Annotated in this window: 15 protein-coding genes and 1 riboswitch; of the genes, 7 read left to right on the forward strand and 8 right to left on the reverse strand. The window is 65.6% G+C overall.

Features of this window, described 5'->3' with window-relative positions; translation table 11 throughout:
- Nucleotides 1–11 precede the first annotated feature (11 nt).
- The 5 genes from AUL30_RS00145 to AUL30_RS00165 form a co-directional block, all read right to left on the reverse strand.
- On the reverse strand, nucleotides 12–692 hold the full coding sequence (locus tag AUL30_RS00145) for a CBS domain-containing protein (protein ID WP_062225598.1): 681 nt from the start codon (nucleotides 690–692) through the stop codon (nucleotides 12–14).
- Between the two features lie 62 nt (nucleotides 693–754).
- Complete coding sequence (gene fhuB / locus AUL30_RS00150) at nucleotides 755–2,704, reverse strand: Fe(3+)-hydroxamate ABC transporter permease FhuB (RefSeq protein ID WP_062225599.1); 1,950 nt, start codon at nucleotides 2,702–2,704, stop codon at nucleotides 755–757.
- A complete protein-coding gene (locus AUL30_RS00155; RefSeq protein ID WP_083507566.1) occupies nucleotides 2,701–3,597 on the reverse strand; it encodes an iron-siderophore ABC transporter substrate-binding protein in 897 nt (298 codons plus the stop codon). The genes fhuB and AUL30_RS00155 overlap by 4 nt, the downstream gene beginning before the upstream one ends.
- Before the next feature lie 15 nt (nucleotides 3,598–3,612).
- Nucleotides 3,613–5,772, reverse strand: a complete 2,160-nt coding sequence (locus AUL30_RS00160; RefSeq protein WP_062225601.1) for a TonB-dependent siderophore receptor — start codon at nucleotides 5,770–5,772, stop codon at nucleotides 3,613–3,615.
- A gap of 158 nt (nucleotides 5,773–5,930) precedes the next feature.
- Nucleotides 5,931–7,019 (reverse strand): catalase family protein, encoded by a 1,089-nt coding sequence (locus tag AUL30_RS00165; RefSeq protein ID WP_062225603.1) that lies wholly within the window; start codon nucleotides 7,017–7,019, stop codon nucleotides 5,931–5,933.
- 172 nt (nucleotides 7,020–7,191) lie between these two features.
- Here AUL30_RS00165 and AUL30_RS00170 point away from each other — a divergent pair, with 172 nt between their 5' ends.
- From AUL30_RS00170 to AUL30_RS00180, 3 genes are read left to right on the forward strand one after another with little or no spacing between them, the layout of a single operon-like run.
- Nucleotides 7,192–7,818, forward strand: a complete 627-nt coding sequence (locus AUL30_RS00170) for a CDP-alcohol phosphatidyltransferase family protein (protein ID WP_244490661.1) — start codon at nucleotides 7,192–7,194, stop codon at nucleotides 7,816–7,818.
- Entirely contained in the window at nucleotides 7,815–8,423 is a 609-nt protein-coding gene (locus AUL30_RS00175) for a lysophospholipid acyltransferase family protein (protein ID WP_062225605.1), read from the forward strand. The genes AUL30_RS00170 and AUL30_RS00175 overlap by 4 nt, the downstream gene beginning before the upstream one ends.
- The gene (locus tag AUL30_RS00180; protein ID WP_062225606.1) at nucleotides 8,423–9,361 is read left to right on the forward strand and encodes a phosphatidate cytidylyltransferase; all 939 of its coding nucleotides are present in this window, start codon (nucleotides 8,423–8,425) and stop codon (nucleotides 9,359–9,361) included. The genes AUL30_RS00175 and AUL30_RS00180 overlap by 1 nt, the downstream gene beginning before the upstream one ends.
- A gap of 7 nt (nucleotides 9,362–9,368) precedes the next feature.
- On the opposite strand, the gene AUL30_RS00185 is transcribed toward AUL30_RS00180, so the two are convergent.
- On the reverse strand, nucleotides 9,369–10,484 hold the full coding sequence (locus tag AUL30_RS00185) for a ribonucleotide-diphosphate reductase subunit beta (RefSeq protein ID WP_062225609.1): 1,116 nt from the start codon (nucleotides 10,482–10,484) through the stop codon (nucleotides 9,369–9,371).
- Between the two features lie 29 nt (nucleotides 10,485–10,513).
- Nucleotides 10,514–13,309 carry a ribonucleoside-diphosphate reductase subunit alpha gene (locus tag AUL30_RS00190; protein WP_062225612.1) on the reverse strand — a complete coding sequence of 932 codons (2,796 nt, stop codon included), beginning with the start codon at nucleotides 13,307–13,309 and terminating at the stop codon, nucleotides 10,514–10,516.
- Between the two features lie 117 nt (nucleotides 13,310–13,426).
- A riboswitch (cobalamin riboswitch) is annotated at nucleotides 13,427–13,636 on the reverse strand.
- Between the two features lie 130 nt (nucleotides 13,637–13,766).
- Between AUL30_RS00190 and AUL30_RS00195 the strand changes: the two genes are divergently transcribed.
- Genes AUL30_RS00195 through AUL30_RS00210 form a run of 4 tightly spaced genes read left to right on the forward strand, consistent with a single transcriptional unit; the run spans nucleotide 13,767 to nucleotide 18,076 of the window.
- Nucleotides 13,767–15,293: a sensor histidine kinase gene (locus AUL30_RS00195; protein WP_244490662.1), complete on the forward strand. Its 1,527-nt coding sequence runs from the start codon at nucleotides 13,767–13,769 to the stop codon at nucleotides 15,291–15,293.
- Nucleotides 15,290–15,733, forward strand: coding sequence for a response regulator (locus tag AUL30_RS00200; RefSeq protein WP_062225614.1), 444 nt, complete (start codon nucleotides 15,290–15,292; stop codon nucleotides 15,731–15,733). The genes AUL30_RS00195 and AUL30_RS00200 overlap by 4 nt, the downstream gene beginning before the upstream one ends.
- Complete coding sequence (locus AUL30_RS00205) at nucleotides 15,730–16,812, forward strand: sensor histidine kinase (RefSeq protein WP_062225617.1); 1,083 nt, start codon at nucleotides 15,730–15,732, stop codon at nucleotides 16,810–16,812. Before AUL30_RS00200 ends, AUL30_RS00205 begins: the two co-directional genes overlap by 4 nt.
- A 16-nt stretch (nucleotides 16,813–16,828) precedes the next feature.
- Complete coding sequence (locus AUL30_RS00210) at nucleotides 16,829–18,076, forward strand: alpha/beta hydrolase (RefSeq protein WP_062225620.1); 1,248 nt, start codon at nucleotides 16,829–16,831, stop codon at nucleotides 18,074–18,076.
- Between the two features lie 6 nt (nucleotides 18,077–18,082).
- Here AUL30_RS00210 and AUL30_RS00215 read toward each other — a convergent pair whose 3' ends face one another.
- Nucleotides 18,083–18,622, reverse strand: a complete 540-nt coding sequence (locus tag AUL30_RS00215) for a cytochrome b (RefSeq protein WP_062225622.1) — start codon at nucleotides 18,620–18,622, stop codon at nucleotides 18,083–18,085.
- Nucleotides 18,623–18,638 lie beyond the last annotated feature (16 nt).

The following is an 18,638-nucleotide window of genomic DNA, read 5'->3' on the forward strand; positions in this document are numbered from 1 at the left end:
CTCGACTTTCCTCAGCTCCAGGACGCATCCACCCGGGTGGCATCTTCGATGCCGCGCACCTCCGGGATGCTTTCCGCCGCCAGCCGCAGAGCCAGGCGCTCACGCTGGCTGGCAAGGTTGCCGGAATAGCGCACGATGCCGTCCTGCACCTCCACATTGTCGTCGCGCAGGTAGAACCAGGGTTGTCGCCGCAGGTCCTCCAGCAAACGCCGGCGGATCTCCGCATCGCCGATCGGCTCCGGGGCGCGGGGCGGCGTCGCCTGAATGGCCTTCAGTATGTCCGAGCGCGTGACGATGCCGACGGGCTTTCGATCGTCCAGGATGACGATGGACCGGATCTTGCGGGCGACCATCTCGGCAACGATCTCCGCCAGGTCGGCATCCTTGGGCAGGGTGCGGACCTTGGTGGACATCATGTCCCCGGCCGTGTTGGCATGGCTGCGGATGTAGTTGTCGAGCATTTCCCGCGGGCTCTTGCGGTCCCAGGACCACCAGTTGCTCGGCAGCAGGGTATCGATGCTGCGTCGGACGATGAAGTCCGTTGTGGTGACGATGCCGACGAGATACCCAGCCGCATCGACGACGGGCAGGGAATTGACCCGCTTCTGCGCCAGGATCTCCGCGACTTCGGCCACGGAAACATCGGGTGTGATCGTCATGATGGGCGATACCATCAGGTCGGACGCTTTCATCGCAATCCTTTCTGCCATCTTCAACTGCACCGCGCCCTCCCGGACGGGCGGCGGCCGACGTCTTATCGGCGGCTGATCAACAGGATCAGATAAAGACCACCAATCAATGACGCAAAGAGCCCGACCGGCATCTGGTACGGAAAGCCGATCATGCGGGCCAGCCAGTCGGCTCCGGCCAGGAGGATCGCGCCCAGCATCACCGCTGCGGCCGCCTCGTGCAAGGGCTTGGCAAAGCCGATCTGCCGGGCAAGATGCGGGCCGATCAACCCGGCGAAGGAAAGGGGGCCGACCTGCAACGTCGCCGCGGCGGAGGCCGTGGCCGCAAGGATCAACATCGCCCTGGTCGCGCCATCGACCGGCACGCCGAGGGAACCGGCCGCCGGGCGGCCCAGCGGCAGGAGCACCAGCCAGCGGGCCAGAAGCGGCAGCGGCGCTAGAAGAAGAACCGCGCTGAGGAGCGCCGCCACGCCTTGCCGGGCCGTCGAGCCCTGCAGGGCGCCGCTCAGCCATTCCAGCATCTGCATGGCCTCTGGCCCGCCATCGGAAATGACGGTGGTGACGGCGGCGCCCGTGCAACTGCCCAGCGCCACACCGGCCAGGAGCAGGCGCTCCGGCCCGCCGCTGTTGCGTGCGGCGATGGCGAGGATTGCCGCCAGCGCCACGGCCGATCCCGCCAGGACGGCGCCGAAACGCAGCGCCGGCCCCGGCATGTCCACCAGCATCAGAAGGGCAGCCAGAGCCAGGCCCGCCCCCGATGCGATGCCGAGGACCTCCGGGCTCGCCATCGGGTTTCCGGTGACCCGCTGGAGGAGGAAGCCGGACAGGGCCAGGAGCGCGCCGCTGCCCACCGCGACCGCAAGGCGCGGGGCGCGATAGGGCATGAGCTCCGCGAAGGCGGAGCCCGTCGCCAGGAACCAGCCTTCGCCGTCGCGCCCCACGCACAGGGCGACGGCCACGACGGCAAGGAGCACCAGGGCGATGATCGCCAGGGCGATGCGCGGATGCGCCAGGCGGTGAAGGACGCGTGGCGACGGCACCTGCTGCAGGGAGAAGCGCAGGCGCGGCAACGCCCACAGAAGGATCGGGCCGCCGATCAACGCCGTGAAGGCGCCCGTCGGCAGAAGATCGCGGCCGCCCACCGTGGCAGCCAGGACGAGCCCGTCTGCGAGCCAGAGCAGAAGCGCGCCGGCGATGGGCGCGGTCAGAAGCTGCATGCCGATCGTGCGGGCTCCGGCGGCCCGGACCAGCGCGGGCGCCGCCAGTCCGATAAAGCCGATGATGCCGATCATGGAGGTGACGGAACTGGCCAGGAAGACCGCCAGCGCCAGCGCCACGAGCCGTATGGTTCCCACACCGAGGCCAAGGCTCTTTGCGCTTTCTTCCGCCAGACCCAGTATGACGAGCGGGCGGGTGATCAGCCCGGCGAAGAGCGCGGCCACGCCGAAGCGCCAGCCGAGCTGCACGGTCGGCTCCCAGCTTTCCTGGGACAGCACCCCGCCACCCCAGATGAAGATCGACATGACATAATCGCCATGGGCAAGCGTGAGCGCGGCGCCGAGGGAGGCCGCGACGAGCGACAGGAGCAGGCCCGTCAACACGGTGCCGACCGGCTCCAGCCGACGCCGCCAGTTGATCAGGATGATCAGCCCCAGCATGGCGCTGCCGCCGACAAAGGCAACCATTCCCCGCCCGCCGGCCAGGAGCGCGGGGGCGTAGAGCGTGGCGAGGGTCAGCGCAAGCTGCGCTCCGGCCGCGACGCCGAGCGTCGACGGATCGGCGATGGGATTGCGCAGCACCCGCTGCAGAAGAAGGCCCGACAGGCCCAGAGCCGCCCCGGCGATCAGCGCCATGGCCGCGCGGGGAAGCACGGCATAGGCGAAGTAGATCTGGGCAAAGGCGCTGGTGCCGGCGGCCTGGAACGCCGGCCAGGCATCGGCAGCAAAGAGCACGGATGCAAGGCCGGCCGCGACGAGGAAGGGCGCTGTGCGCAGGGGTTCCACCTCGGCTTTCATGCCGCTTGCGCACCGAGGCTGGCCGACAAAAGCCGGATGAAGCGGCGCGCGGTCGGCAGCGCGCCGAAGGCGTTCATGTTCGGCAGAATATGCGCGCGTCCGGAGGCGACGGCCGGTATGGCCTGCCACAGGACGCTGTGTTCCAGGGCGGCTTCCGCATCCGGTGGAATCGGTCCCACGATGACGATGGCCGCGTCCGGGCGCTCGGCCATGGCCTCGATGCCGACGGGGGCCGATGCCGCGTAGCGCGTGGGCCCGGAAAACGCATTCTGAAGCCCCATCGCGGCCATGATGCTGCCGAAGAGCGAGTCCGGGCCGAAAACGCGAGCGTGCCGCGCATCTCCCAGATTGATCAGATAGACTGGCCGTGACGCCCGTCCGGCGAGCGCCTGACGCGCCGCTTCGAGTTCGGCCTTCGTGTCAGCGATGTAGGACTGCGCCTCTGCCGCGCGGCCGAGCGCATCGCCCATCTGCCGGGTGACGGTGATCGCCTGTTCGAAGGGCGGTGTCTGCGTACCGAAGATTTCATAGAAGCGCAGCGGCGCGATCGGCTCGATGAGCGGCATCGCCCAGCTGTTGAAGGGCGATACATAGATGGCGTCCGGCCGGAGCGATGCCAGGAGCTCCAGATTGAACGATCCGCGCAGGCCGAGATCGATGACCTGCGGCGGGACGGTGGGCTCGACCGCGAGCTTGCGGAACAGCACCAGCTCCACGGCGGCGACGGGTACGGTGCCGAGCGCCAGAAGACATTCCAGAAGAGCCCAGTCCAGGACGGCGAGCCGCTGTCCGCCAGCCGCCTGGGCCAGGCCGGCCGGCGCGGCAAAGGCGGCAGCCAGGGGGGTGGCCAAGGTGCCGGCCAGGAACCGGCGCCTGTCGAAGCCCCCTGCCATGCCGCACGCTCCCCCTTACCAGGTGTAGCCGACGGAGGCGATCACGCTGCGGCCTTCGCCGTAGTAGCAGCCGAAGTTGCAGCTTGCGACATACTCTTCATCCGCGATGTTGTTGATGTTCAGCGCGGCCTTGAAGTCGTTCTTTTCGAAGCGGATCGCGGCATCGACCAGCGTCACGGCCGACAGGTCGATCGTGTTGGCATCGTTGCCATAGCGGGTGCCGATGTAGCGCACGCCGGCACCCAGCGACACGCCCTCCAGCGCCGTTCCGGACTGGAAGGCGTAGTTGAGCCACAGCGCCCCGGCATGTTCGGGGACATTGGCCGGCCGGTTGCCGGTCGTCGACGCGGTGATGATGCCAGCGGCGCTGACCGTGTCGTCGCCTTGGGTGATCTCCACATCCGTATAGGTGTAGTTGCCGACGAGACTCAGCCCGTCCACAAGGGTCGCCGTGCCTTCCAGTTCGAACCCGCGGGACTCGATCTCACCCGTCTGGCCGGTGACCTGCTGCAGCAAACCGTCGATGGGCAGGGCCTGCGACGATACGATGTTGGTCTGCGTGATGTTGAAGATCGACGCCGTGATGAACCCGTCCCAGCCGGTCGGCTGGTACTTGATGCCGCCTTCGATCTGCTTGCCCTTGGACGGCTTGAAGAGTTCGCCGGCCTCGGTCTCCCCGATCAATGGGTTAAAGGAGGTCGCGTAGCTGACGAAGGGCGCCAGGCCATTGTCGAACAGATAGACGGCGCCGACACGGCCGGTGAGGGCATCGTCGTCGGCCGACTCGGCGCTGTTGGACAGCTGCGACCAGTCCTGCCGCAGCCCGGTCGTGACGACGAGCTTGTCGAAGCGGATCTGGTCCTGCGCGTAAAGGCCGGTCTGGCGCAGGTCGTTGTCGGTCAGGTTCGCGGCATCGGGATCGACGGTGATGGTCTGTCCGTAGACCGGGGCGAAAACGTCGATGCTCGGCTGGCTGAAATTGAAGTTGGAGCTGCGGAACTGGCTGTTCTGGCGGTAGTCGACGCCCATCAGCGCCGTATGCTCGAGCACGCCGGTGTTGAATTTGGCTTCCAGCTGATTGTCGATGCCGACGCTTTCGCTCAGCTCCGACTGGACCGACGAGCCGCGGAACACCGTGCGCTGGTCCGCGCCCAGGCCGGAGAAATACAGGTTCTGGTAATCGAAATCGAGCCGCAGATACTGGGCATTCTGACGGAATTCGAGCGCGTCGTTGAAGCGGTGGCTGAACTCATATCCGATCGTGCCGAGCCAGCTGTCCGAATCGTTGAAATCCGGCTCGCCGATATAGGTGCTCGGCGGAATGACGCCGTTGGGGTTGAAGTCCAGAGTGCCGGCCTGCGGCAGGCCGAGGGGCGAATCCGCCTTGTCGTATTGCAGCGAGCCGAGGATCGTCAGCGTCGTATCGTCGCCGGGCTTCAGCGTGATGGACGGCGCCAGATAGACGCGGTCGTCATCCACGGAGTTCTGCTGCGTTTCCGACAGACGGGCCAGGCCCACCAGGCGGTAGCTGACATCTTCGTTGACGACGCCGCCCACATCGAACTTGGCGACGTAGCGGTCGTTGTTGCCGACCTCGGCCCCGACGGAGGCGAAATCGGTGAAGGTCGGCCGCTTGGAAACGAGGTTGATGATGCCACCCGGCTCACCTTGGCCGTACAGGACGGAGGCCGGACCCTTCAGCACCTCGATCCGCTCCAGGCCATAGGGCTCGAAGGAGAGGGCGCCGAAATCGCGGATGAAGCGGAAGCCGTTCAGATAGACACTGTTCGTCGCCTCGAAGCCGCGGATGATCGGGCTGAAGAAGCGCGGATCCTGGCCGAAGGGCTCGGTGACCACGCCGGAAGTGTAGTTGAGCGCCTGCGCGATATTCTGGACCGCGCGATCTTCCATCTGGTCGGTCGTCACGATGGAGATGGACTGCGGAACCTCGATCAGCGGCGTATCGATCTTGGCCCCGGTGCGGACCTGCGTGGCGACATAGCCATCCACCGGACCCGTCGCCGCGGAAACACCGCTGCCGGCCGTGCCGCCTCCGGCCGACCCGTCGACAACCACCGTATCGAGCTGGACCGTCCCGCCGTCCTGGGCAAGGGCAGGCGTGTATGGGAAGGCGACAGTGGCCGCGAGGATCGCGACATGTTGGGCGAGACGCATAAGAACCTCCGGCTTGCAGGACACGCTGCTTACCTGTGCTTATGCGCGATAAACTGGAGTGGAAAGTTCAATTTAACCGGGATGCTGCAAATGGCGCGCCCCTGTGGATCGCGCGCAACAGCTTCCCATGCAAATGTTCCCGGCTCGTCCCGCTCCCGTCAATCGACCGGTGCTGCGTTCGGCTCGTGGATCGGGCACCGATTGTAGCGCGCGCGGTACTCGGCGGAATGGCGGTAGGTGTCGCGCCGGGCCCGGTTGATGTTGCCCAAAGGGCGATGTGCCGCCAATCCGGTCCAGACGCTGAAGCGCATCCGCTCGTCGATCTCGTCCACTTTGGCCTTGGACCAGCTGTCCTGCGGCTCGGCCATGATGGTCGCCACGACGGCGAAGGGCGCTTCGTCTTCCGACCATTCGCGTGTCGGATCCTCGACGGGCTGATTTTCCAGATCACGGCAGAGCTGGACGCGAAATTCCCAGACCGGCGCGCGCGTGCGCAGCTCCGAGCGAACGGTCTGGCGGATCGCATCCGGGCTGTCCTTCGTCTCCACGATATTGCCCTTGAGCTCCAGAAGATCGCTCGAAATCGGCGCCAGGCTGAACTTGGCGATATGGTCGCCATAGCGGAAGGGCGTCACGCTGTAATAGGTCTCTCCCAGCGGATCGACGTTCGGCGCGCCGCCCAGTGCGTTGAGCGTCGTGCTCTGCACGCCCACCGTTTCCAACGCGGCGCTGACCCCGCGCAGGACAGACGACATCGCCTTCTTGGCGCCGTCCAGCCGGTCGGTGGTCAGTGCCAGGGCGCGCAGGCTCGTCAGGAAGCGGCCGGCATTCGGTGCCTGGAACACCTTGCCGTTGACCATCACGAAATCCTGCGTCGTGCCTTCCGCGTCCGGCAGCCGCGCGCCGTCCACGCCGATCACCTTGAGCGCGACGCCGCGCGGCAGCGAAACGGAATCATCGAGAATGTCGCCGGCATTGGTGGACAGGCGCATGACCACGTCATAGTTGCCCGGTTTTGCGAACAGACCCTGCCGCAGCTCGGGCGGCAGATCCTCGCGCACCGTCATGCGCCCCACGATCAGTCCATGCCCCTTGGCATGGACGGCGCGCACGGCATGGCCGTAATCGGTGGCCGTCGTCGCCAGGACGCGGTCGAAGGTTTCGTTCAACTGCCCGATCGTTTCCGCTTCGTCGGGCAGGATCGTCTCGACATCGTCACTGTAATGCACGGGTGGGTTCAGCGGCATGGATGGGCTCCAGTTCAGTCCGATTCCAAACTGGAAAGCCGTCTCTTCGTTCCGAAGCCGCCTAAAGGATCCGGCGCTGCCGTTGATGCGGCAAGCAAGGGCACTTGGCGTCGGCTTCACGATCGTGTCAGATTCACCCGCAAGTTGCGTGGGAGAGAATCGGATGCCAGATATGTCAGCGGATCGCCGTCCGCTCGCCTCACGCAGGACGCCTTGGGCGGCGGGTCTGACGCGACTGGCCCTGCGCACCAGCATCACCCCCAACACGATTTCGGTCCTGGGGATCGGCTTTGCCATGATCGGCGGTGCTGCGCTGACCTTTGCCCCGCTGCGGCCCTGGTTGTTCCTGCTGGCCGCGCTGATGATCCAGCTCCGGCTGGTATGCAACCTCCTGGACGGGCTCGTCGCGGTGGAAGGCGGCCGGCATTCCCCATCGGGTGCACTCTACAATGAAGCGCCCGACCGCGTGGAGGATGCCGTGCTCCTGATCGGCTGCGGCTATGCCGCGCTTCTGCCGGAAATCGGCTATCTGGCGGCAATCGCCGCCGTCGGCACGGCCTATCTGCGCGCTTTCGGCGCGTCACTCGGCTTTGGCCAGGACTATCGCGGACCGATGGCCAAGCAGCATCGCATGGCGGCGCTGACCATCGGCTGCATTGCGGCCTTCGTCGAGATCCTGTGGCTCGGCAGCCTCTATGCGCTGCAGGTCGCGCTCCTCCTCATTCTGTTCGGAACGGCGGTGACGATCGTGCGGCGCCTGCACCGCATCTCACTCCGGCTGCATGGGGTGGACCGATGATCGGGGCGTTGATCGTCGGGCTTGCCCGTTTTCTGGTGGGCGGGCGCCCGGAATGGGTCGGCAGTCTGCCATCGGGCCTGCCGCGCATCTACTTCGCCAATCATGGCAGCCATCTGGATACGGTGCTTCTTTGGGCCGCGATACCCGAACACTATCGCGGCCGGACGCATCCCGTGGCCGCCGCCGATTACTGGGGCCGCAACCGGCTGACCCGGGCCGTCTCGCTCGGTGTCCTGCGCTCCGTGCTGGTGGACCGGCGCGGCGGCGCTGCGGCGGGTACCGATGTCTTGAAGCCGATGGAAGACGTGTTGAACAACGGTGAATCGCTCATTCTCTTTCCCGAAGGAACGCGCGGCACGGAGCGTCTGCCGGGGCCTTTCAAGAGCGGGCTCTACCGGCTCGCCGAGCGCTGCCCGGAGGTGGAACTCGTGCCTGTTTATCTTCAGAACCTGTCGCGCGCCTTCCCGCGCGGGGCGCTTCTGCCGGTTCCCATTTCCTGCGGCGTGCGCTTCGGCGCGCCGCTCGCCCGGCTGCCGGAGGAAGGGCGTGACGCCTTTCTGGAACGCGCCCGCAATGCGGTGATCCAGCTTGCGGAGCCGGCCTAATGGATGGCGTCTTCATCGGGCTCATCGCGGGCCTCGTCGCGCTTCTGACGCTGGCGACGGTCACCGGGCAGATCCTGGCGGCGCGCGCCCGCGGCGCGGATTCCATCGCCACCATGGACAATCTGAACAAGCGGATCCGATCCTGGTGGCTGATGGTGGCGATCCTGGCCATCGCCATGTTCTTTGGCCGCACGGTGACGCTCGTCTTCTTTGCGCTCACTTCCTTCTACTGCCTGCGCGAGTTCATCTCTCTCACGCCGACGCGGCCTGCCGACCACCGGGCCCTGGCGGCCGCCTTCTATGTGTTCCTACCGCTGCAATACATCCTGATCGGAATCGACTGGCAGACGCTCTTTTCCATCGCCATTCCCGTCTATGCCTTCCTGGCACTGCCGGTCCTGTCGGTCCTGGCGCACGAAACGGACGGTTTTCTGGAGCGCAGCGCCAAGGTGCAATGGGCGCTGATGCTGACGGTCTATTGCATCAGCCATGCGCCGGCGCTGCTCATCCTCGACATACCGGGCTTCGAAGGGCGTACGGTGCTCCTGATGTTCTTCCTCCTGTTCGTCACGCAGGCGAGCGATGTTCTGCAATATGTGTTCGGCAAGCTCTTCGGCCGGCACCGCATCGCCCCGATCGTCAGCCCGAACAAGACCTGGGAAGGCTTCCTCGGCGGCGGGCTCTGCGCCACGCTCCTTGGCGCGGCGCTTTTCTGGATCACACCCTTCACGCCGCTTCAGGCCGCGGGCATGGCGCTCGCCATCGTGCTGGCCGGTTTCTGCGGCGGCCTGGTCCTGTCCGCGGTCAAGCGGTCCATGGGCGCCAAGGACTGGGGCAGCATGATATCGGGCCATGGAGGGGCGTTGGACCGGATGGACTCCGTGTCCTACGCCGCGCCGCTCTTCTTCCATCTGGTGAATTATTATTTCGTGCCGTGAGGCGCCGTCAGTCCCAGCGCAGTGATCCGCCATTCTGGTATTCGATCACGCGTGTCTCGAAGAAGTTCTTCTCCTTGCCGAGGTCCATGGCCTCGCTCATCCAGGGGAACGGGTTCTCACAGGCGGGAAACACCGCTTCGAGCCCAAGCTGCGCGCAGCGGCGATTGGCGATGAACCGCATATAGGTTTCGCACTGGTCGGCATTCAGGCCGAGCATGCCGCGTGGCATCGTATCGCGGCCATAGGCGGCTTCCAGTGCGGCGCCGTCGCGGATCATGCCGCGGACTTCCTCGTTGAACGCATCCGTCCACAGATGCGGGTTCTCGGCCCGGATCTGGTTGATGACGTCGACCCCGAAATTCAGGTGAAGGCTCTCGTCGCGCAGGATGTACTGGTACTGCTCGGCGATGCCGACCATCTTGCCACGCCGGCCGAGGGCCAGGATCTGCGCAAAGCCGGTATAGAACCACATGCCCTCGAAGACGACGTAGAAGGCGACGAGGTCCCGCAACAGGGTCCTGTCGGTGGCTTCCGTTCCCGTGCGGAAAGCCGGGTCCTCGACGCTCTGCGTATAGGCCAGTGCCCAGGCCGCCTTGTCGGTGATGGACGGCACCTCCCGGTACATGTTGAACAACTCGCCCTCGTCCATGCCGAGGCTCTCGACGATGTACTGGAAGGTGTGGGTGTGGATCGCCTCCTCGAAAGCCTGCCGCAGCAGGTATTGGCGGCATTCCGGATTGGCGAGATGGCGGTAGATCGCCAGGACGATGTTGTTGGCGACAAGCGATTCCGATGCCGCAAAGAAGCCGAGATTGCGCTTGACCAGCCGGCGCTCGTCCTCCGTCAGCCCGTCGGTGGATTTCCAGAGCGCGATATCGGCCTGCATCGACACTTCCGTCGGCATCCAATGGTTGTTGCAGGCGGCAAGGTATTTTTCCCAGGCCCAATGATACTTCATCGGCAGGAGCTGGTTCACATCGGCGCGGGCGTTGATCATCCGCTTTTCGCCGATGCTTACCCGCCCGCCGGCACGGTCGATGGCGCCAAGGCCCGTATCGGCAGCGGTGCCTGGTGTGGGGGCGCCCGGCGCGGGGGCAGGCGGGGCGAAGGTCGTGTCGAACATGGTTGAGTCCTTTCCTGATGTCGGGCCGGTCACTGGCAGGCTTCGCAGTCGGGCTCGTCGATGGCGCAGGCGCGCACCGCCACGGGCACGGCGTTGAGGCGGCCGTCGCTGACATCGAGAGTCGATTTTTCCACGTGGCTCGCCGAGCGCGTCCGCAGGTAGTAGGTCGTCTTCAGGCCGAGCTTCCACGCCGTCCGGTACAATGTGTCGAGCGCGCGCCCGCTGGGATCGGCAAGATAGAGGTTGAGCGATTGCGCCTGGTCGAGCCAGGTCTGGCGCCGGGCCGCGGCGGCCAGCAGCCATTGCGAATCGATCTCGAATGCGGTGGCGTAGAGCGCTTTCAGCTCCCCATCCACGCGATCCAGCGGGGCGAGGGCGCCATCGTAATACTTCAGGTCGGAGATCATCACCGCGTCCCAAAGGCCGCGCTCCTTCAGGTCCCGCACCAGGTAGGGGTTCGCCACGGTGAAGTCACCGGACATGTTCGCCTTGACGAAAAGGTTCTGGTAGGTCGGCTCGATCGATTGCGAAACGCCGCAGATGTTGGAGATAGTCGCCGTCGGGGCAATCGCCATGCAATTGCTGTTGCGCATGCCCTGACGGCGGACCGTCTCGCGCAGGCTGTCCCAGTCCCGCGTGCCGCCGACGGGCAGCACCGTCCCCCGCGCTTCGGCCAACAGGGCCAGGGAATCCGGGGGTAGTATGCCCTGCGACCACAGGGAACCCTCGAAACTCGGATAGCGCCCGCGCTCCGCCGCAAGCGCGCTCGACGCCGCGATGGCGTGATAGGCGATGGCCTCCATGCTGGTATCGGCAAAGGTGACAGCCGCTTCGCTGGCATAGGGGATACGCTGGATGTGCAGCGCATCCTGGAAGCCCATCAGGCCGAGGCCGACCGGGCGATGGGCAAGGTTCGAGCGGCGCGCTTCCGGGATCGTGTAGAAGTTGATGTCGATGACATTGTCCAGCATCCGCATGGCAACGCGCACTGTCTGCGCCAGCCGCTCCTCGTCCAGGCCGCCATCCGCGCTCACATGCGCCGCAAGGTTGACCGAGCCGAGGTTGCACACCGCCACCTCGTCGCCGGAGGTGTTCAGCGTGATTTCCGTGCACAGGTTGGACGAATGGATCGTGCCGACATGGCGCTGGGGCGAGCGGATGTTGCAGGCATCCTTGAAGGTGATCCAGGGATGCCCGGTCTCGAACAGCATGGTCAGCATGCGGCGCCACAGATCGACGGCGCGCACCTTGCGATGAACCCGCAATTCCCCGCGTTCGGCGCGCGCCTCCGCGGCTTCATAGACTGTTTTGAAGGCAGGGCCGTAGCTGTCGTGGAGTTCGGGAACCTCGTCGGGGGAAAAGAGCGTCCAGCTTTCGTCGGCTTCCATGCGCTGCATGAAAAGGTCTGGAACCCAGTTGGCCGTGTTCATGTCGTGCGTGCGGCGCCGGTCGTCGCCCGTGTTCTTGCGCAGATCCAGGAAGGCTTCGATATCGATGTGCCAGCTTTCCAGATAGGCGCAGACCGCCCCCTTGCGCTTGCCGCCCTGGTTCACCGCGATCGCCGTATCGTTGGCGACCTTCAGGAAGGGGACGACACCCTGGCTCTTGCCGTTCGTGCCGCGGATATGGGCGCCCAGGCCACGGACATTCGTCCAGTCATTGCCGAGGCCGCCGGAGTACTTGGCCAGAAGGGCGTTGTCCCGGATGGATTTGAAGATGTCCGACAGATCGTCGCCGATCGTGGTCAGGAAGCAGGATGAAAGCTGTGGCCGCGGTGTTCCGGCGTTGAAGAGGGTCGGCGTCGAGGCCATGAAGCGAAAGGACGACAGGAGATCGTAGAAGGCGATGGCAGAGCCTTCCCGATCCACTTCCTGCCGCGCCAGCCCCATGGCCACGCGCATGAAGAAGGTCTGCGGCATTTCGATATGCCGGCCGTCCGCTTGCAGAAGGTAGCGGTCATACAGCGTCTGCAGGCCGAGGAGTTGGAAGTTCCGGTCCCGCTCCGGGCGCAGCGCGGCGGCAAGACGGGGCAGGTCGAAGGCCAGGAGTTCGGGATCGATCAGCCCCGCACTGACCCCGTGGCGAAGATAGGCGGAAAGACCCTCGACGCTGTAGAGATCCGGCGCTGCGCCCTTCACGCCGAGCGCGGCCGAGACGCGGCCGGCAAGCTTGGTCAGGAGCAGCCGGGCGCTGGCATAAGCGTAGTCGGGATCGGTCTCCACCAGGCTGCGGGCCGCTAGGATGGGCGCATCGGCGAGTTCGTCCACCGACATGCCATCATAGAGATTGGCCATGGCGCCCGAAAGAATCTGGCCGGCATCCGCACCGGACAGGTCTTTGCACGCATCCTCGATGCGCCGGGCAAGGGTGGAGAGGTCGATCGGCCGCCGCGTGCCATCGGGTGATGCCAGATGAAACACCGGCGCGGGCGCCGCTGCCTCCTGCGCCTGGCGGTCAAGCGCGCGTTCCTCCCGGTACAGTACATAGGCGCGCGCCACCTTGTGATGGCCGCCCCGCATCAGGGCCAGCTCGACCTGATCCTGTATGTCCTCGATATGGACGACATGATCGCGACCGGCCCGGCGTTCGACAGCGGCCACCACGGCCTGCGTCAGGGCGGCGACCAGATCGTGCACCCGGGGCGAGCCCGCGGCCGAGCGCCCTTCGACCGCCAGGAAGGCCTTGGTCATCGCCGCGGCGATCTTGGCCGGGGCGAAGCGGTCCGTCGCGCCATCGCGCCGGATGACGCGCAATGCGGTGCGCAGCGCGTCTTCGTTCAGCGGGGATGCCGTATCGTCGGACCGGGTTTGCAGGAGTGTGGACATGCTGCGTGTGCTCCGTTGGGTGGAGCGGGGACGAGCGGAACCGTGCACGACCGCGGCTGGGACGATCCCAAGGAGCGCCCGCCGCACGACACGATCCACCGGGACACCCCGCCCGGGGAAAGATCTGGCGTCGCGGCAGGTCTCCTGACTTGCGGGTCATCGTCCGGTGCCGAACCTTCCCAGACTTGAAGTCCAGTGGTTGGAGCGTGGCATCGAACTCGTCGCATACAGTTGCGGGGGCAGTTCCGGCTTTGCGGTAAGCGTACCGGATTCCCTCTTAGCTTCCATGCTTTGTGGTCATGGAAGACCGTGACCACAATATGTTGTGTGATGGGCCGCGGGCTGTCAACCCGCCCGCGCGGCTATCCACATCCGTGGGGTGGCTAAGGATACGGATAACGTCAGTTGTGCATGTCTTTGTTTGCGCAATTGTACTTTGCGCACGGGTGCGGCAAAGATGCACGAAATCTTCGTGGTCGAGCGTTTCATGCCCATCAGCCAGCGACAATTCTACCTGCGCACCTCCGCCTTCCTGGCGGCCGGTCTCATCCTCCTGGTCGTGATCGTGGCGTGCTCGCTCTATCTGACGGAGCGCACATCGGCCAATTTCGACCGCGTCGTCGCCACGCGGGAGTTGCGCAGCTCCGCCGCGGATCTGATGAGTGTTCTGACGGAGGCCGAATCGGGCCAGCGGGGATACCTTCTGACGCAGGACGAGCGCTACCTTGCCCCGTATCGCCTGGCGTTGGGCCGCCTGGAAACAATGCTGGAGCGGCTGGAGCAGGCCCAGCGCAACGTGACCGGAACGCCGCTGGATTTTGCGGAACTGAAGCAGGGGGTCGAAACCAAGATCGCCGAGCTGGAAGATACGGTGCGTGAGGTCGATGCCGGCAACACGCAAACCGCGCTCGAAACCCTGCGTTCCGGCACCGGACTGGCGTTGATGACGCAGATCCGCGAAAAGCTGAACCGTACCCTTTCCACAAGCGAGGCGGAACTTCAGATCGCCATTGCCGATCAGGAGCGGATCGGCGCCTGGCTGCGCAATACGACGATCTTCGGTGCGCTGGCGCTGCTTGCCATGGCAGTTGCCGCAGCCGTGATCATCCTGCGCTACACGCGGGAGATCGTCGATGCCCGCAGCGAGGTGGAGGCGGCCAATTCGGCCCTGGAAGCGCGGGTGCAGGAGCGGACCCAGGATCTGATGAAGGCCAATGAAGAGATCCAGCGCTTCGCCTATATCGTCACGCACGATCTGCGCGCGCCGCTGGTGAACATCATGGGCTTTACGAGCGAGCTCGAGGCCACGTTCGAACCCGTCCGCACTTACCTCGAAAAGCTGCCCGATGCCGATCCGCGGCTCAAGGAGGCCGCCGATCTGGCCATGCGCGAGGATGTGCCGGAGGCCATCACCTTCATCCGCTCCTCGACCCGCAAGATGGATGGGCTCATCAATGCCATCCTGCGCATCTCGCGCGAGGGGCGGCGGACGCTGAAGCCCGAGCGGGTCGATCTTGCGGAGGTTGTGGAAACGGCGACGGGCGCCGTCCATCACCAGACCGTGGAAGATGGCGGGGAGATCGTGACCGAGCTGCGCGCCGGCAGCATCGTGACGGACCGCCTGTCGCTCGACCAGATGCTCGGCAACCTCCTCGACAACGCGATCAAGTATCGCAATCCGGGCCGGCCGCTGCGCGTCGTCGTGCGCACGCGGCAGGATGCTTTCGGCCGCGTCGTCATCGAGGTGGAAGACAATGGCCGCGGCATCGCGTCCACCGACCATGAACGGGTGTTCGAACTCTTCCGCCGCTCGGGCAAACAGGATAGGCCGGGCGAGGGCATCGGGCTGGCGCATGTGCGCACGCTGGCCCGCAATCTGGGCGGAGACATCAACGTCGCGTCGGAGTTGGGAGTGGGCTCGACCTTCACCATCTCTCTTCCGGCAGATATCAGAACCGTGAAGCGGAGCATCGAAAGCGCATGACCAACGCCAAGCCCGTCCAGATCGTCATGATCGAGGATGATGAGGGGCACGCCCGCCTGATCGAGAAGAACATCCGCCGCGCGGGCGTCAACAACGAGATCATCCCCTTTGCGAACGGCACGGAGGCGCTGGCCTTCCTGTTCGGAGACGACGGCTCGGGCGAGGTGAGCGCCGGGCGGCATCTCCTTATCCTCCTGGACCTCAACCTGCCCGATATGGGCGGCGTGGACATATTGGAGCGCGTCAAGGCGAACACCCATCTGAAGCGCTCGCCCGTCATCGTGCTGACGACGACCGACGACAGCCGCGAGATCCAGCGCTGCTACGATCTCGGCGCCAATGTCTACATTACCAAGCCGGTCGATTATGAGGGCTTTGCCAACGCCATCCGCCAGCTCGGCCTGTTCTTCTCGGTCATGCAAGTGCCCGAAACGGAATGAGTGACCTGGCGGCTCCCGGCACGGCGGCGACGCCGGCGGTACGTGTTCTCTATATCGATGACGACCCGGTGGCGGGGCGCCTGGCGCAGCGCGCGCTCGGGCGGCTCGGCATCGATGTCGTACACGCGCCCGATGCCACGGCCGGCCTGGCGTTGTTGACGCAGGGCAGCTACGACGCCGTCATCCTGGATCACGATCTCGGCACAAGCTCCGGCATGGACGTGCTCGCGGCGCTGTCGGGGATGGAGCATGCCCCGCCGGCGGTCTACGTGACGGCTTCGACGGAACTGTCGATCGCCGTGGATGCGCTGAAGGCCGGGGCTGTCGATTATGTTGTGAAGACGGTGGGGAGCGAGTTCGACGTGCTTCTGGCCGCCGCCGTTCGCGCCTCCGTCGAAAAGGCGCGCCTGCGCCGTGCCAAGGAACAGGCCGACGAGGCCGTCCGCGAAGCGCGCGACCGGGCCGAGGCCATGCTGGCGGAAGTGAACCACCGTGTCGCCAACAGCCTGGCGCTCGTGGGCTCGCTCGTGCGCATGCAGAGCCATGATGCAAGTGACCCTGCCGTGCGCGAAGCCCTGTCGGAGGTTCAGGCCCGCATCACCGCAGTCGCCAATCTGCACCGCAGCCTCTATACGAGCGCCGATGTGCGACAGGTCGATCTGGACGCCTATCTCGGCACCTTGGTCCACGACCTGGCCCGGTCCATGGCCGATGGCAGCACCGTTCCACATATCCGGCTGGCGGCCGAACCGATGCAGGTTTCGCCCGACAAGGCCGTCGCGATCGGCGTCATCGCCACCGAACTCGTCACCAATGCCATCAAATATGCCTACCCGGCGGAGAAGGGGGAAATCCGCGTCAATCTGGTTCGTTTGGCTGGCCAAAGAACGGAACTCTCGGTAGAGGATGATGGTATCGGATGGCGCGGCGCTGGCCCGATCAAAGGGACGGGCCTGGGGGCCAAAATCGTGACGGCGCTGTCCCGCAGCCTGGACAGCGAGCTCGTTTACGAGGCGATGCCGCGGGGAACACGCGCCGTCATCGCCTTCGACGCGCCGGATCCGGGGGGCGTGGGGTGATCGTTTGGGGGAAAGCATGCGCAGTACAGCCAGGCGTGTCCTCGTTCGGGCGCAGGTTCTGACACTTGGCCTGTTGGTCCTGGCGGGTTGCGCCGGCGGACCGCAAGGCGTTCTGACGCCGCTGCGCGTCGATCCCGCCGCCTTCGGCGCCAGCCGTATCGACATGCTCGTGGCGACGACACGCCAAGCCGTGGACGACCCCGCATTCCTGTATGGCGGAGAGCGCGGGCCTAACCTGTCGCTCCTGGATATGGAAATCTCTATCCCGCCGGATGCCAACCGTAAGATCGGCGAGGTCCAGTGGCCCAAACGCCTGCCGCCAAATCCGGCGCGGGACTTCACCACCCTCCTGGCAAACCCCATGTCGGCGCACCAGAGCCGCACCTGGCTGAACGAGAACCTGACACCCAGCCGCAACGTCCTGATCTTCGTACACGGCTTCAACAACCGCTTCGAGGATTCCGTCTACCGCTTCGCGCAGATCGTCCATGATTCCGGGGCGGATGTGACGCCGATCCTCTTCACCTGGCCCTCCCGCGCCAGCGTCTTCGGCTATAATTACGACAAGGAAAGCACCAACTATTCCCGCGATGCTTTGGAAACCCTGTTCCGCGAAGTGGCGAAGGATCCGCGCGTCCGGGAGGTCACCGTGATGGCCCATTCCATGGGCACCTGGCTCGCCGTCGAATCCCTCCGGCAGATGGCCATCCGCGACGGGCGTATCGCTGCCAAGATCCACAATGTCATCCTGGCCTCGCCCGATATCGATATCGACGTGTTCCGCCAGCAGTGGATCCAGTTCGGGGAACGCAAGCCGCATTTCACCATCTTCGTCTCCACTGACGACAAGGCGCTCGCGGTCAGCCGCATCCTGGCCGGCAACAGCCGCCTGGGTGCGGTCAATCCTGCGGAAGAGCCCTACAAGTCGGAGTTCGAGAAAGCGGGGATCGACGTCGTCGACCTGACGGGGCAGGGTGGCTCGGACTATCTGAACCATTCGCGCTTTGCGGAGAGCCCCGAAGTCGTCCAGCTCATCGGCCGGCGGCTGATCAACGGCCAGACGGTCACCGATTCCCATGTCGGCGTGGGCGAGGCGATCGGCGCTGTCGCCATCGGCGCGACACAGGCCGTCGGGCAGACCGCCTCCGCAGCTATCAGCCTGCCGATCGCCGTCGTGGATCCGACGACCCGCCGCAACCTCGGCGATCAGTTCGACGCCGCGGTGGATTCCACGGCCGGCACGCTGGAGGCTGCCAGGCCCTGAACCGCCCTACCAGGGGCGCATGCGCCACAGGACCCCGTCCCGCCGCACGATACCGTGATAGAGCGCGGCGGCGACATGCAGCGCAATGAAGACGATCAGCACGGTCTTGGCGCTGTCATGCAGGCCAGAGGCGAGGTTGGCCAGGGCGTCGGAGCGGGGGACCAGCGGTGGCAGGCCGATCGCGTCCAGAAGCTCCACCGGGTATCCGCCCGCCCGCACGCTGACATAGCCGGTCAGGATCATGACGAGAAGCAGCGTGTAGAGCGCGGCGTGATTGCCGATGGCAAGCGCCGCCTGCCATGCCGGCATGCCGGCCGGCAGCGGCGGCGCGGGATGCCGCGCACGATAGGCCAGCCGTGCCAGGACCAACAGAAGCAGGAGGACGCCGGTGTTCTTGTGGAACAGGAACAGCGCATCCTGAAGCGGGCGGCCGATGTTCGATCCCGTCATGACAAGGCCCGCCGGGACCATGGCAAAGACCGCGACCGCCACCACCCAGTGGAGAATGCGGGCGGTCGGCCGGTAGGACTGTGGAAGCACTGCCATGCGATACCCCCGATCC

This window comes from Aureimonas frigidaquae, assembly GCF_001463905.1.
In the GTDB taxonomy this organism is placed as follows: domain Bacteria; phylum Pseudomonadota; class Alphaproteobacteria; order Rhizobiales; family Rhizobiaceae; genus Aureimonas; species Aureimonas frigidaquae.

Excerpts from the sequence above, each read along its gene's own strand:
- AUL30_RS00160 (WP_062225601.1), bottom strand. The coding sequence starts at position 5,772 with ATGCGTCTCGCCCAACATGTCGCGATCCTCGCGGCCACTGTCGCCTTC.
- fhuB (WP_062225599.1), bottom strand. The coding sequence starts at position 2,704 with ATGAAAGCCGAGGTGGAACCCCTGCGCACAGCGCCCTTCCTCGTCGCG.
- AUL30_RS00195 (WP_244490662.1), top strand. The coding sequence starts at position 13,767 with ATGCACGAAATCTTCGTGGTCGAGCGTTTCATGCCCATCAGCCAGCGA.
- AUL30_RS00155 (WP_083507566.1), bottom strand. The coding sequence starts at position 3,597 with ATGGCAGGGGGCTTCGACAGGCGCCGGTTCCTGGCCGGCACCTTGGCC.
- AUL30_RS00145 (WP_062225598.1), bottom strand. The coding sequence starts at position 692 with ATGAAAGCGTCCGACCTGATGGTATCGCCCATCATGACGATCACACCC.
- AUL30_RS00215 (WP_062225622.1), bottom strand. The coding sequence starts at position 18,622 with ATGGCAGTGCTTCCACAGTCCTACCGGCCGACCGCCCGCATTCTCCAC.
- AUL30_RS00190 (WP_062225612.1), bottom strand. The coding sequence starts at position 13,309 with ATGTCCACACTCCTGCAAACCCGGTCCGACGATACGGCATCCCCGCTG.
- AUL30_RS00185 (WP_062225609.1), bottom strand. The coding sequence starts at position 10,484 with ATGTTCGACACGACCTTCGCCCCGCCTGCCCCCGCGCCGGGCGCCCCC.
- AUL30_RS00175 (WP_062225605.1), top strand. The coding sequence starts at position 7,815 with ATGATCGGGGCGTTGATCGTCGGGCTTGCCCGTTTTCTGGTGGGCGGG.
- AUL30_RS00165 (WP_062225603.1), bottom strand. The coding sequence starts at position 7,019 with ATGCCGCTGAACCCACCCGTGCATTACAGTGACGATGTCGAGACGATC.
- AUL30_RS00205 (WP_062225617.1), top strand. The coding sequence starts at position 15,730 with ATGAGTGACCTGGCGGCTCCCGGCACGGCGGCGACGCCGGCGGTACGT.
- AUL30_RS00180 (WP_062225606.1), top strand. The coding sequence starts at position 8,423 with ATGGATGGCGTCTTCATCGGGCTCATCGCGGGCCTCGTCGCGCTTCTG.
- AUL30_RS00210 (WP_062225620.1), top strand. The coding sequence starts at position 16,829 with ATGCGCAGTACAGCCAGGCGTGTCCTCGTTCGGGCGCAGGTTCTGACA.
- AUL30_RS00200 (WP_062225614.1), top strand. The coding sequence starts at position 15,290 with ATGACCAACGCCAAGCCCGTCCAGATCGTCATGATCGAGGATGATGAG.
- AUL30_RS00170 (WP_244490661.1), top strand. The coding sequence starts at position 7,192 with ATGTCAGCGGATCGCCGTCCGCTCGCCTCACGCAGGACGCCTTGGGCG.